The following is a 13,431-nucleotide window of genomic DNA, read 5'->3' on the forward strand; positions in this document are numbered from 1 at the left end:
TCGGCATCGGCAAAGCGTCCGATCGCGCGCGAGGCGGCCGGGCTGGCGGCAGCGGCGGCGGCGGCCGGCACGCTGGCCTTGGCCTGCGCATTGGCGGCAGCCTTGTTCTTCACCTCCATCAGCTTTTCAAGGTCGTTGACGTTCTTTTCCAGCTCCTTCACGCGGGCGCTGGCGTCCGCCATCTGGCGATCCTTGGCGATCTTGTCTTCCACCGCGCCGGTCTTGCCCGGCTTGCTGGCGGCATCGCCGGCTTTGGACAGTTTCAGCTGGTCTTTCGACTCGGTGACGGCAGTTGGGCGCTCCTGCACCTGGGCCGAGATCTTGCCGGTCTGGCTTTGCTGCGCTTCCGGCTCTTTGGCCGGGGTCGCGGCAGCGACCTGCCCCGCCAGCTTGGCGCGGTAGGCGTTGAAGTCATTGGCATGCGCCACCACCACGCCGTGGGCTTCGCCCTGGCCGGTGCCCTTGACCGTGTTCGCATCCGGTACCGACAAGATGGTGCCGGACTTCAGGCGGTTCATATTGTTGCCGGTGAAGGCGTCCGGATTGGCGCGGTACAGCGCCACCAGCATCATGTCCAGCGACACATCGGCCGGCTTCAGGCGGCCGGCAATACGGCCCAGCGTATCGCCGCGCTTGACGGCGTAGCTGTCGGCAGCCGGGGCGTCCTGCACCGAGGCGCTCTCGCGCGGCGCAGTGCGCTCGGCCTGGCGCGGGGCAACCGGCGCCGCGCTGGCGGCGGCGCTTGGCGCGGCGGCCGGCGCTGGTGCGGCCGGACGCTGGCTGCGCACATCCACCGGCGCCGCCACTTGCGGCGCCTGCGCGGTGCGCAGGTCGGCCGGGTCGAGCAGGAAGGTGTATTCGCGCACCAGGCGGCCGTTGGTCCAGGTCAATTCCAGCAGCATGTCAACGAAAGGCTCATTGATTGCCTGGGTGGACGTGACGCGGATGAACTGGCGCGTGCCGCGCGCTTCAACTTCGAAGCGCAGGCTCAGCAGAGCGGGGTTGAAATCGATATTGGCGGCGCGGAACGCGTCCGGCGAGGCCAGCTTGGCCACCAGTTCGGACGCTTCTTCGGGAGTGACGGAGGTCAGTTCGATTTCGGCGCGCAGCGGCTGTCCCAGCGAGGAGAGCACTGTGAGCTTGCCAAGACCGGCTGCGTTGACGGAAATAGGTGCGAGTACAGCGCCGCTGAGCATGGCAGCGGTCAATGTTTTCAACGCGAACGAAGCGACCTTGGAAGGTTTTTTTACAGGCATAGTTGGGCGACGAAATTAGTTAACGTGGAAAAAAAGTTACTTTCCCAGAGGTCCTAACATAACATCGACAAATGATGCATGCAAGCATTACACCGCCTTTTCCCCTCTGTCGACCCCTATTCTGTTTCGTTCATGCCGAAAATACTTTTTGATTCAAAGAAAAAAGCCGGAATTTCCTTTGAAATCCGGCTTTTAGAAAATACTTCTTAACTTGTTTATTAATCAGCAGGTATTAGCTGATGAATAACAGTTTATTTATCCAGCACGATGCGCAGCATGCGGCGCAGCGGCTCGGCCGCGCCCCACAGCAGCTGGTCGCCGACGGTGAAGGCCGACAGGTACTCGCCGCCCATCGACATCTTGCGCACGCGGCCGACCGGGATCGACAGGCTGCCGGTGACAGCAGCCGGGGTCAGGTCTTTCACCGATGCTTCGCGCGTGTTCGGCACGAATTTCACCCACTCGTTGTCCTTGGCGATGATGTCGTTGACCTCGTCCAGCGGCACATCCTTGCGCAGCTTGATGGTCAGCGCCTGGCTGTGGCAGCGCATGGCGCCGATCCGCACGCACAGGCCGTCCACGTGGATCGCCTGCGCGCCGAAGCCCTCGCCGCGGCCCAGGATCTTGTTGGTCTCGGCGCCGCCCTTCCACTCTTCCTTCGACTGGCCGTTGCCCAGGTCCTTGTCGATCCACGGGATCAGGTTGCCGCCCAGCGGCACGCCGAACTGCTTGGTTTCTTCGGCCGACATGCCGTGCTGGGTGGCCAGCACCTGCTTGTCGATTTCCAGGATGGCCGAGGCCGGGTTGTCCAGCAGGTGCTTGACCGAGGCGTGGATGGTGCCGTACTGGGTCAGCAGCTCGCGCATATGCTGCGCGCCGCCGCCGGAGGCCGCCTGGTAGGTCATGGAGGTCATCCACTCCACCAGGTCCTGCTTGAACAGGCCGCCCAGGCCCATCAGCATGCAGGACACGGTGCAGTTACCACCGATGAAATTCTTCACACCCTTGGACATGGCGTCCTTGATCACGTTCAGGTTGACCGGATCGAGCACGATCACGGAATCCTGGTCCATGCGCAGGGTCGACGCCGCGTCGATCCAGTAGCCGTTCCAGCCGGCCGCGCGCAGCTTCGGGAACACTGCGGTGGTGTAGTCGCCGCCCTGGCAGGAGATGATGATCTCGCAGCGTTTCAGCTCGTCGATGTTGGTGGCGTCTTTCAGGGTCGTCTCATTCTTCGCCATCTTCGGAGCGGCGCCGCCGGTGTTCGAAGTGGAGAAAAATACCGGCTCGATATGGGCGAAATCGCCCTCTTCCTGCATGCGCTGCATCAGGACCGAACCCACCATGCCGCGCCAACCAACCAGACCTACGAGTTTCATTTTGCTTTCCTTTGGGTGTGAAATCTTTATGCGAGGGCGCGCACCACGGCGTCGCCCATCTCCTCGGTGCCGACCTTGGTCGTACCGTCTTCGTAAATATCGGGCGTGCGCAAGCCCTGCGCCAGCACCTTCTTCACGGCGTTTTCGATACGGTCGGCCTGCTCCGCGCGGTTCAGCGAATAGCGCAGCATCATGGCGGCCGACAGGATCGTGGCCAACGGGTTGGCAATGCCCTTGCCCGCGATGTCAGGCGCCGAGCCATGCGACGGTTCGTACAGGCCCTTGTTGTTGGCGTCCAGCGAAGCCGACGGCAGCATGCCGATCGAACCGGTCAGCATGGCGGCCGCGTCGGACAGGATGTCGCCGAACATATTGCCGGTGACGATCACGTCGAATTTCTTCGGCGCGCGCACCAGTTGCATCGCCGCGTTGTCCACGTACATATGGTCCAGCGCCACGTCCGGGTATTCCTGGTGCACATCGGTCACGATGTCCTTCCAGAACTGGAAGGTCTCCAGCACATTGGCCTTGTCGACCGAGGTCAGGCGCTTGCCGCGCTTTTGCGCCGCCTGGAATGCCACGTGGGCGATGCGGCGGATCTCGCCTTCCGCATAGCGCATGGTGTCGAAGCCTTCGCGCTGGCCTTTGAACGGGCCGTCCGGGCATTCGCGCACGCCGCGCGGCTGGCCGAAGTAAATGTCGCCGGTCAGTTCGCGCACGATCAGAATATCCAGGCCCGACACAACTTCCGGCTTCAGCGTGGAAGCGCCCGCCAGCTCAGGGTAGAGGATGGCCGGACGCAGGTTGCCGAACAGGCCCAGGTTCTTGCGCAGGCCAAGGATGGCCTGCTCCGGACGCAGCGGCCGCTCCAGGGTGTCGTACTTCCAGTCGCCCACGGCGCCGAACAGCACGGCGTCGGCCGCCTTGGCCAGCGCCAGGGTCTCTTCCGGCAGCGGATGGCCCTTGGCTTCATAGCCGGCGCCGCCCACGGGCGCGCTTTCCATTTCAAATTTTTCGTCCAGCGCGTTCAGCACTTTCACGGCCTGGCTGACGATCTCCGGGCCGATGCCGTCGCCCGGCAGGATTGCAATTTTCATTATTCAGGTCTGTCTGTTCAATTAGATAACGTTGGCCAGCCAGGGTTGGTTGACCAGGCGGCGCTCTTCGAAGGCGCGAATTTCATCGGCATGGCGCAAGGTCAGGCCGATATCGTCCAGGCCGTTCATCAGGCAGTACTTGCGGAAGCCGTCGATTTCGAACGGGTAGGAGACGGCGCCATTGCTGGTGCTGACGCGCTGCTGCTCAAGGTCCACCACCAGGCGGTAACCCGGGAAGGCCTTGACTTCATTGAACAGATGATCGATCTGCGCTTCGCTGAGGACGACCGGCAGCAGGCCGTTCTTGAAGCAGTTGTTGAAGAAGATGTCCGCAAAGCTGGGCGCCAGGATGGCGCGGAAGCCGTATTGGTCGAGCGCCCATGGCGCGTGCTCGCGCGAGGAGCCGCAACCAAAGTTCTTGCGGGTCAGGAGGATGGAGGCGCCCTGGTAGCGCGCCTGGTTCAGCACGAAGTCCGGATTGAGCGGACGCTGGCTGTTGTCCATGCCCGGTTCGCCGTGGTCCAGGTAGCGCCACTCGTCGAACAGGTTGGGACCGAAGCCGGTGCGATGGATCGACTTCAGGAATTGTTTCGGGATGATCGCGTCGGTATCGACGTTGGCGCGGTCGAGGGGAGCTACTAAACCTTCATAGACGGTAAATTTTTCCATGATTCTCTGCAATGGCGACGGCCGGCCCGCACAGTATGCGAACCCGCCGTCCAGCTTTTATTTGCCGGCGCTTTCGACTACTTGCCCGGCCCGTTGGACGTCCTTGCCGATGCCTGCAATGGTATTGCAGCCGGTCAGGATCATGGCGGAGATAGCGATAGCGAATAGTTTTTTCATGATTTGGACTCTTACTAGTTATAGTTAGCGGATGGATCGGACATCCACGAAATGGCCGGCGATACCGGCAGCCGCCGCCATGGCGGGAGACACCAGGTGGGTGCGTCCGCCCTGGCCTTGACGGCCTTCAAAATTGCGGTTGGAGGTGGAGGCGCAGCGCTCGCCCGGGTCCAGCCGGTCGGCGTTCATGGCCAGGCACATCGAGCAGCCCGGTTCGCGCCATTCAAAGCCGGCGGCCTTGAAGATCGCATCCAGGCCCTCGCGCTCGGCCTGCTCTTTCACCAGGCCGGAACCCGGCACCACCAGCGCCAGCTTCACGTTCGAAGCGCGCTGCTTGCCGCGCACCACGGCGGCGGCGGCGCGCAAATCCTCGATGCGCGAGTTGGTGCAGGAGCCGATGAAGACCTTGTCGATGCGGATGTCTTCGATGCGGGTGTTCGGGGTCAGGTTCATGTACACCAGGGCTTTTTCCATGGCGTCGCGCTTGACCGGGTCTTTTTCCTGGTCCGGGTCCGGCACACGGCCGTCGATCGAGGTGACCTGCTCGGGCGAGGTGCCCCAGGTCACTTGCGGCTGGATTTGCGCCGCGTCCAACGTGACCACGAAGTCGAACTTCGCGCCCGGGTCGGAATGCAGGGTGCGCCAGTAGGCCACCGCCTGCTCCCACTGCGGGCCCACCGGCGAGAACGGGCGGCCTTTGACGTAGTTGATGGTGGTGTCGTCCACCGCCACCATGCCGGCGCGCGCGCCCGCCTCGATCGCCATATTGCAGACGGTCATGCGGCCTTCCATCGACAGCGAACGGATGGCCGAGCCGGCGAATTCGATCGCATAGCCGGTGCCGCCCGCGGTGCCGATCTTGCCGATAATGGCCAGCACGATGTCCTTGGCGGTCACGCCGGCCGGCAGCACGCCATCCACCTGCACCAGCATGGCTTTGGATTTCTTGGCCAGCAGGGTCTGGGTCGCCAGCACGTGCTCCACTTCCGAGGTGCCGATGCCGTGCGCCAGTGCGCCGAAGGCGCCGTGGGTCGAGGTGTGCGAGTCGCCGCACACCACGGTCATGCCCGGCAGGGTCGCGCCCTGCTCCGGCCCGATCACGTGCACGATGCCCTGGCGCTTGTCGTTCATATTGAAGTAGGTCATGCCGACCGACTTGGTGTTCTTGTCCAGCGTTTCCACCTGCAGGCGCGAGACCGGGTCTTCGATGCCGTGTGAGCGATCGGTGGTCGGCACGTTGTGGTCCGCCACCGCCAGGTTGGCCGACAGGCGCCAAGGGGCGCGGCCGGCGTCGCGCAGGCCGTCGAAGGCCTGCGGGCTGGTCACTTCGTGCACCAGGTGGCGGTCGATGTACAGGAGGGCGGTGCCGTCTTCCTCGGTGCGTACTACGTGGGATTCCCAGAGTTTGTCGTAAAGCGTTTTCATGATGCTGCCTGATAAGGTGATCCGATTGATTATGCCATATTTTGTGCAATGCAATAGCAAGCCGGTTTTTCGCCTTATGAGCAATCCAACTTAACAAATGCGATACAGCGCCAAATAAAAAAAGCCTGCAGCCCCTTTTTGGGAGGCTGCAGGCTCGTGGTCTAACTTTTTGCTATGGTGGCTTTAGGCCGCCATGCGTACACTTCCCCTGCAACCGTCCATCAGGAACGATAGGCCAACTACTAGGACCAGGTCGCCCTCTGCCGAACGCGCGGTACCGGTAATGCCGTCCACCGACAGCGCGGTCATTGGCTTGATCACCAGGTCGGCGGTACCGTCCACGGCGGCCACGGCCAGGATGTAAGGTTGCGGCGAATTCACCACGATGCCCACGCGCTCCGAGCATGGCTCGTAGCCCAGCGCATCGGCCAGCGAACGCACCGGCAATGGACGGCCCTGGTCCTTCAGGACTGGGGCGCCGCCCACTTCCATGAACACTTCCGGCAGCTCGACCACGCGCTCGACCACCGCCATCGGCAGCGCCAACAGCGCGCCGGAGGTGGACACCAGCATGGTCGGCACGATCGACAGCTCGATCGGCAGGCGGATGGCGAACTTGGTGCCCTTGCCCAGGGCCGACTCGATGTGGATCGCGCCGCGGTTCTTCTCCACGGCGGTCTTCACCACGTCCATGCCGACGCCGCGGCCGGACACGGAGGACGCCACTTCCTTGGTCGAGAAGCCCGGCAGGAACACCAGCTGGTAGCACTCGTCGTCGGTCAGGTTGGCGGTCGGCGAGATCAGGCCTTTTTCGCCCGCCTTGCGCTTCAGCGCCGCCGGGTCCATGCCCTTGCCGTCGTCCTGCAGCACGATCATGACGGAGTTGGCCTCCTGCCATGCTTTCAGGGAGATGTAGGCTTTCGGCGGCTTGCCGATGGCCATGCGCGCCTCCGGCCCTTCCACGCCGTGGTCCAGCGCATTGCGCAGCATGTGCACCAGCGGGTCGTACAGGCTGTCCACCACCACGCGGTCGACTTCGGTCTCCGCGCCCTCGATGGTCAGCTCGACTTCCTTGCCCAGGTCTTTCGCCAGCTCGCGCACCAGGCGCGGGAACTTCTGGAACAGGCGCCCGACCGGCTGCATGCGGGTCGCCAGGGTGGCGCGTTGCAGCTCGGTGGAGTAGCGCGAGGCGCGCTCCAGGGTTTCGGTCAGGGCCGACATCAGCGACGCGGCCTGGCCTTCGAATTTGAACTGCTGCAGGCGTTCCAGCAGCACGGCGGCCTGGTTGGCAGCCTGCACCGATTCGCCCGCCACTTCCAGCAGCGCGTCCAGCTTGACGGCGTCGATACGGATCGACTCTTCCTTCGCCGGCGCGGCGCTCGGCTTGGCTTCGCCAGCCGGGCGCTCGCGCGCTTCCGGCGCCGGGGCGGCAGCGGCGGGCGCGGCGCCGACGGCAGCTTGCGCGGCGGCGATGCCTTCGGCCCGCAGGTCGCTGGCAGCAGCGGCCGGGGCCACATAGGTGCCGGGCGGCACCACCGCCTGGTACATGCCTTCCCAGTCCAGGCCATCGGCCGATGGCGCGGCGGCCGGTGCGGCGGCCGGCGCAGCAGGCGCGGCCGCGGCAGCGGGCGCGGCAACCGGTGCCGGCGCCTTGGCGGCCGGCTTGCTGGAGGTCGCCTTGCCTTCGATGGCTTCTTTCAGGATCGCTTCCAGGTCGGCCGGCATCGGCGCCAGCGCGTCCGGCGCGGTGCCGTTATTCAGGTCGGTCAGCTGGTCGGCCACGAAGCCCGACGCCTGCAGCGCCGCCTCGATCGACAGCGGCGTGACCGGCGCGGCGCCGGTGCGCAGCGCGTCGAACAAGTTCTCGGTCAGGTGGCAGGCCGAGACCAGCGCCCCCAGGTTCATGAAGCCCGCGCCACCCTTGATGGTGTGGAACGAGCGGAAAACCGCATTCAGTGTTTCCTTGTTGTCGGGATCACGTTCGAGGCGCAGCAGGTGCTCTTCGACGTTGACGGCCAAATCCATGGCCTCGACAACGAACTCCTTGAGCATATCGTCCATTAGAACCCCAGGTCGGCAAGCAGGTCATCGACGCTGTCCTGATTCAGGGCTTCCGACGGCACGGAAGGACCCGACATCAGCGACACCTCTTTCTGTGCGATTTTCTCGCGCACATCGGCCGGGGCATTGTCTTTCAACAGCTGCGCCAGCTCGGTTTCGACCTTCTTGGTAATGGCCACGACTTTCTTGATCAGCTGGCCGGTAATGTCCTGGAAGTCCTGCGCCATCATGATTTCCAGCAGGCGGGCTTTTTCCGCCTCGGTAGCTTCCGACACCTTGGCGGCGAAGGCGCGCGAATCGCCAGCCAGGGCTTTGAATTCTTCGATGCTGAGCTTGCCTTCGAACAGGGCCGTCCAGCGCTCTTCCATTTCCTTCGACTGCTTGGACAGCACTTCCTGCGCCGGCATGCCGTCGTCCAGGGTGTTCAGCACCTTGTTGGCGGCCTGTTCGGTCAGCGAGGCGACGTATTCGAGGCGGTCCTGCGCGTCCACGATCTGGGTCGACGCTTCCGTCAAAGCCTTGTCGTAGCCCAGTTCGCGCAGCGAGTCGTGCAGCAGGCGCACAATCCCGCCCAGGCGCTCGAACATGCCGTGCTGGTCGCCTTCGGCATGCTCGCCGGCCTCGGCCGGGGGCGCCTCGGTGGCCGGCGCGGCGGCGGCCGGGACCGGGGCCTTGTTGGCGGCGGCTACCTCGTTGAACAGGTCTTCCAACTCGTCGGTATCGTTGGTGTCGGGAGCTGCTGCCGGGGCAGCGGCGGGTGCAGGCGCACTGGCCCGTTGCGCGGATACTTCCTCAAATAATGCGTCGAAATCATCAGCGGCGTCGGTCATAATTCCTGCTTCTCCCTCGTTTTCAAAAGTTCCTGCTGCCGAAATCGTGTCAAAAATGACTCTCGGCAATAAATACCGCACTCACGCGAGTGTAACAGGGGCAGCCCCCTCTGTTCAATCACTTAGACGAAGCCCTTTGGCCTGCCAAGTGTACTGTTGTATTTGCGGACAGTGTGAAGTACCCGCTGCAAGCCCCTGAAATAGCGGGTTTTTACGGGGATCCCGTAGGCGGCGCGACAGTTTCTTGACAATTATCAACTCTTTACGCCAGAACAATACCGTTAAACGGGGCTACAATGAAGGCAGGACCTGACTCTTTTAATAGTTAAAGGAGGCTGAGATGTACCGGAAAATCCTGATTACGACTGACGGCTCGGCCGTTTCCAGCAAGACGGCCTGCGCCGGGGTGGAATTTGCCCAGCAACTCGGTGCCGAAGTGCTGGCCCTGTTCGTGGCACCGGAATACCAGTATCCGATCTACGTGGAAATCATCCCGCCCAGCTATCCCAGTGAGGAAGAATACCGGGCGGCGATGCAGCGTGCCGGCAACGAACACGTGCAGTCCATCCTCGAGTCCTGCGCCCGCAAAGGGGTGCGGGCCGAAGGCATGACCGCCTTTGCCGAAAGTGCCGCGCTGAAGATCGTCGATGTCGCCGGCCAGTGCGGCTGCGACCTGATCTTCATCGGCTCGCACGGGCGCAGCGGCTGGGGCCAACTGCTGCTGGGCAGCGTGACCAACAAGGTGCTGTCGCATGCCAAGATCCCGGTGCTGGTGCACCGGCTGATCAAAGACCCACGCCCGGCGTAACGCGCCCGGCGTCACCACCCGTGCCAGCCTGGCTGGCGCGGGGTGCCTAGTATCGTTAACAGTTTTTGAGGAACTATGATTCGAATTGTCATTGCAGACGACCACACCATCATGCGCGAAGGACTCAAGCGCATTCTCGACGGGGCCCCTGACATCGACATCGTAGGCGAAGCCATCGACGGCTTCGAAGTCCTCGCCCACATCCGCAACGGCGGCTTCGACCTGCTCCTGCTCGACTTGTCGATGCCAGGGCGCAGCGGCGTCGACCTGATCCGCCAGATCCGCAGCGAATCGCCCAAGCTGGCCATCCTCATCCTCACCATGCACGAGGAAGAGCAGTATGCCGTGCGCGCCATCCGCGCCGGCGCCCAGGGCTACCTGACCAAGGAAAGCGCCGGCACCCAGCTGGTGGGCGCGATCCGCAAAGTCGCCTCCGGCCGGCCCTATATTTCCACCGAAGTGGCCGAGCAACTGGCGCTGAACATCATGCAGCCGGTGGAAACCCTGCTGCACAAACAGCTGTCGGACCGCGAATTCGAAGTGTTTTCTTTGCTAGTGTCGGGAAAATCCATCACGGAAATCGCCAACGGCTTGCACCTGAGCGTGAAAACCGTCAGCACCCACAAGACCCGCATCATGCAAAAGATGGGCATGGCCTCGCTCTCGGAAATGGTGCAGTACGCTGTGGCGCACAAGCTGCTGACCCCTTTCAAGGCTTGATTAGCAATATTAATGTTAGGATAATTCCTACCCCTCCCCGCAGCCCTCCTACGGCCAATTCAGCAACGGCTGATATTTTTCCCGCAAACACGTTGGCATACTGAAACCATTCCGTTTGGGAACCAGGAGAACAGCATGCTCTCGACGCAACCCGTGTCCCATGAGGCCGGCCGCCAGCGGCAAGGCCGTTTGTGGTCCAACCTGAAGGAGGTGTGCGATTTACTGCACCTGCCGCCGATCTCGATCAATTCGGAAGAGCTGCTGTTCCAGCACGTGCAGTTCAAGACCGGGCAGCGCGTGCACACCATCGGCCAGCCCTTCGACATGCTGTACGTGGTCAACTCGGGCTTCCTGAAAACCGTGCTGATCGACGAGTTCGGCAACGAGCAGGTGCTGGCCTTCCCGATGAAGGGCGACCTGATGGGGGTGGATGGCATCCACAACAAGACGTATTCGTCGGAAGCGGTGGCGCTGTCGGACTGCGACCTGGTGCTGCTGCCGTTCAAGAAGCTGACCACCCTGGGCCGCACCCACGTGGAGCTGGAGAACATGATGTACGGCGTGATGAGCCGCGAGCTGGTGCGCGAGCAAGCCATGATCGGTATGCTGGGCGCCCTGAGCGCGGAGGCGCGCGTGGCGCGCTTCCTGGTCACGCTGTCGGACCGCTTCTCGCAGATGGGTTACTCGAGCAAGCTGTTCAACCTGCGCATGACGCGCCACGAAATTGGCAGCTACCTCGGCCTGACCCTGGAAACCGTCAGCCGCACCCTGTCGGCTTTTAATGAAATTGGTCTGATCAGCGTGGACCAGCGCACCATCGGCATCAAGGATGTGGACGCGCTGAAATCGCTACGCCGCCTGCCCCCGTCGCGCACGCGCAGCAAGCTGCCGGCGCGCGCCAAGGCGGCCGCCGCAGAGGCCCAAGTGCCGCTGTTGGCGACCCTGTAAAGAGTACTACTCACCCAGCTTTGGCCCGCTTCGGCGGGCCTTTTTTTTTGTTACTACTAATACGATTAATTTATTTGACAAGCATCAACGGCGTGCGCATAATGCAAATGCGAATCATTCTTATTAAGGAAAAAGAACAATGCATACCTCGCCCGCCACTGCTGCCAAACCAGCCGCCGCCGTTGTCCCTGCTCCTGCTCCTGCCCCCGCCGCCGCGCCGCAAGCCGGCCCAGCGCTGCGCCGTTTCACCACCGCCGGCCTGATGCAAGACCAGCGTGAAGTCGAAATCGAACATGCCGGCCGCATTTACCGTCTTCGCATCACGCAGTTGAACAAGCTCATCCTGACTGCCTGACGCTTACCCTCCCCAATCGCCAGCCAGCCGTGACCTGCGGCAAGCCAGCCACCCCGAACTCTTGGAGTGATTCATGGCTATCGACCGCAACGACCCGATCTTCCAGACCCAGCCTGCCGCCGCGCACCACCCGGAACTGATGCTGTCCGCCGTGCTGCACCTGATGTCGCACTACACCGCCAATGCCGCAACGGACGGTGGCTGCATCAAGCTCGCGTCCGTCATCGAACGCCATTTGAAAGCCCTGTCCGCCCTGCCGGAACTGGCGCCGGTGCTGCGTGCCACCTGCCAGCAGCTGTGCGAGCAATGGGCTGCCGTGGTCGAACAAGCCCGTCCTCCGCAAGAACGCGCCAGCTTCCTGGCACGCCTGATCGGGCGCCCGCGCCCCACCCAGCTCGCCATCTGAGGTCGCCATGTGTGACAAGCACCAGGCCGCGCCCAGCCCGGCCGCCGAACCGGCGCGCCGCCGCCGCATCTGGGACCTGCCCCACACCTGCCACTGTCCGCTGGTCGGCGTCGGCCTGCCGCTGGGCGTGCTGCGCAAGATCGTCACCAAGGCCGTCGGCGGCAAGGTGCTGGCTGACGACTATGAAGTTCACGTGGGCGCAGTCAGCGAATGCGGCCACCGCAACAAGCTGTCGGAAGCCGTGCAAAAGGAGCTGGAACGCCGCTACGCCGTGGTGATCCAGCGCTTCCGTAGCGCGCGCGACGCCGCCGCGCTGGAAACGCTGTGGGTGGCCGCCGTTGCCAGCGGCGACGTGCCCGGCCCCTTCTGGGCCGGCCTCAGCCACCCGCACTGCACCCTGGAACTGCAGGAACGCATGTGCCGCGACCTGCACATGATCCAGCACCAGGCCGGCGCCGCCACGCGCGCCGACATCAGCCGCCTGCACGAGTTAGAGCAAGCCAACGCGGCGCAGGAACGCGAACTGGCGCGCCTGCAGCAGCGCAGCACGGCCTGGCAGGTCGAGCGCCACGCCGAACAGGAGCAGCACGCCTCGGCCCTGATGTTGCTGCGCGCCCAACTGGTCGGGCGCGACAGCGTGATCGCCTCCCAGCGCCAGCAGCTGGAAGAGCTGCACGCCACCATCCCCGGGCTGGCCACGCGCGAACGGCTGGCACGCCAGCTGGCCGACACCGAACAACGCGTGCATGAACTGCGCGCCGAAGCCGCCGCCGCGCGCCAGGCCCGCCTGGAAGCTGTCGAAGCCCGCGCCGCGCTGGAACGCCAGCTGGCCGAAGCACGCAGCGCCCTGGCCGCCGCCGAAGCGCGCGCCGCAACGCAACCATCGCTCGCCACTCAGGCAGCCGCCATCGCCGCAACGGGCGGGCCGGCTGTCCTGGCGGGCACCACGGCGCAGCGCATCACCCTGCACGGCCTGTTGGCCGAGCGCGTACTGTGCGTCGGCGGCCGCGCCGGCAGCGTCGCCGGCTACCGCGCCGTGATTGAAGAAACCGGCGCCGAGTTCCTGCACCACGACGGCGGCCTGGAAGACAATGTGGCGCGCCTGGAGAGCAGCATGGCCGCCGCCGACCTGGTGATCTGCCAGACCGCCTGTATCAGCCACAGCGCCTACTGGCGCGTCAAAGACTTCTGCAAGCGCCACCAGAAGCGCTGCATCTTCGTAGACAACCCCAGCGTCACCACCCTGCAAAGAGAAATTCGGGCTCAGGTCTAAAAAAAATGGGGACGGAAAAAAAATGGG

14 protein-coding genes are annotated in these 13,431 nt (G+C 63.7%); 6 read left to right on the forward strand and 8 right to left on the reverse strand.

Annotated features, from left to right (window positions below):
• The 8 genes from GTP41_RS25405 to GTP41_RS25440 all read right to left on the reverse strand — a co-directional run.
• On the reverse strand, positions 1 to 1,196 hold a 1,196-nt coding region (locus GTP41_RS25405; RefSeq protein WP_308700885.1), incomplete at its 3' end, for a type IV pilus assembly protein FimV.
• A 311-nt stretch (positions 1,197 to 1,507) separates the two neighbouring features.
• Entirely contained in the window at positions 1,508 to 2,635 is a 1,128-nt protein-coding gene (gene asd, locus GTP41_RS25410) for an aspartate-semialdehyde dehydrogenase (RefSeq protein ID WP_161028390.1), read from the reverse strand.
• 26 nt (positions 2,636 to 2,661) lie between these two features.
• The gene (gene leuB / locus GTP41_RS25415) at positions 2,662 to 3,732 is read right to left on the reverse strand and encodes a 3-isopropylmalate dehydrogenase (RefSeq protein WP_161028391.1); all 1,071 of its coding nucleotides are present in this window, start codon (positions 3,730 to 3,732) and stop codon (positions 2,662 to 2,664) included.
• Positions 3,733 to 3,753: 21 nt separating this feature from the next.
• Positions 3,754 to 4,401: a 3-isopropylmalate dehydratase small subunit gene (gene leuD, locus GTP41_RS25420; protein WP_161028392.1), complete on the reverse strand. Its 648-nt coding sequence runs from the start codon at positions 4,399 to 4,401 to the stop codon at positions 3,754 to 3,756.
• 57 nt (positions 4,402 to 4,458) lie between these two features.
• Complete coding sequence (locus GTP41_RS25425) at positions 4,459 to 4,578, reverse strand: entericidin A/B family lipoprotein (protein WP_161028393.1); 120 nt, start codon at positions 4,576 to 4,578, stop codon at positions 4,459 to 4,461.
• Between the two features lie 24 nt (positions 4,579 to 4,602).
• Positions 4,603 to 6,006: a 3-isopropylmalate dehydratase large subunit gene (leuC, locus tag GTP41_RS25430; protein WP_161028427.1), complete on the reverse strand. Its 1,404-nt coding sequence runs from the start codon at positions 6,004 to 6,006 to the stop codon at positions 4,603 to 4,605.
• A 180-nt stretch (positions 6,007 to 6,186) separates the two neighbouring features.
• Complete coding sequence (locus GTP41_RS25435) at positions 6,187 to 8,064, reverse strand: chemotaxis protein CheA (protein ID WP_161028394.1); 1,878 nt, start codon at positions 8,062 to 8,064, stop codon at positions 6,187 to 6,189.
• Positions 8,064 to 8,894, reverse strand: coding sequence for a protein phosphatase CheZ (locus tag GTP41_RS25440; protein WP_161028395.1), 831 nt, complete (start codon positions 8,892 to 8,894; stop codon positions 8,064 to 8,066). The genes GTP41_RS25435 and GTP41_RS25440 overlap by 1 nt, the downstream gene beginning before the upstream one ends.
• A 340-nt stretch (positions 8,895 to 9,234) precedes the next feature.
• Here GTP41_RS25440 and GTP41_RS25445 point away from each other — a divergent pair, with 340 nt between their 5' ends.
• The 6 genes from GTP41_RS25445 to GTP41_RS25470 all read left to right on the forward strand — a co-directional run bounded on the left by GTP41_RS25445 (position 9,235) and on the right by GTP41_RS25470 (position 13,404).
• Positions 9,235 to 9,702: a universal stress protein gene (locus GTP41_RS25445; protein WP_161028396.1), complete on the forward strand. Its 468-nt coding sequence runs from the start codon at positions 9,235 to 9,237 to the stop codon at positions 9,700 to 9,702.
• A gap of 75 nt (positions 9,703 to 9,777) precedes the next feature.
• Positions 9,778 to 10,422, forward strand: coding sequence for a response regulator (locus GTP41_RS25450; protein WP_161028397.1), 645 nt, complete (start codon positions 9,778 to 9,780; stop codon positions 10,420 to 10,422).
• Positions 10,423 to 10,557: 135 nt separating this feature from the next.
• Positions 10,558 to 11,370 carry a Crp/Fnr family transcriptional regulator gene (locus tag GTP41_RS25455; protein WP_161028398.1) on the forward strand — a complete coding sequence of 271 codons (813 nt, stop codon included), beginning with the start codon at positions 10,558 to 10,560 and terminating at the stop codon, positions 11,368 to 11,370.
• Positions 11,371 to 11,509: 139 nt separating this feature from the next.
• Complete coding sequence (gene hemP, locus GTP41_RS27230) at positions 11,510 to 11,725, forward strand: hemin uptake protein HemP (protein ID WP_202419886.1); 216 nt, start codon at positions 11,510 to 11,512, stop codon at positions 11,723 to 11,725.
• Positions 11,726 to 11,798: 73 nt separating this feature from the next.
• Positions 11,799 to 12,131: a hypothetical protein gene (locus tag GTP41_RS25465; protein WP_161028399.1), complete on the forward strand. Its 333-nt coding sequence runs from the start codon at positions 11,799 to 11,801 to the stop codon at positions 12,129 to 12,131.
• 7 nt (positions 12,132 to 12,138) lie between these two features.
• Entirely contained in the window at positions 12,139 to 13,404 is a 1,266-nt protein-coding gene (locus GTP41_RS25470; RefSeq protein WP_161028400.1) for a DUF2325 domain-containing protein, read from the forward strand.
• Positions 13,405 to 13,431: the final 27 nt, after the last annotated feature.

Origin of the sequence: Pseudoduganella guangdongensis (genome assembly GCF_009857475.1) — a bacterium.
In the GTDB taxonomy this organism is placed as follows: Bacteria; Pseudomonadota; Gammaproteobacteria; order Burkholderiales; family Burkholderiaceae_D; genus Rugamonas; species Rugamonas guangdongensis.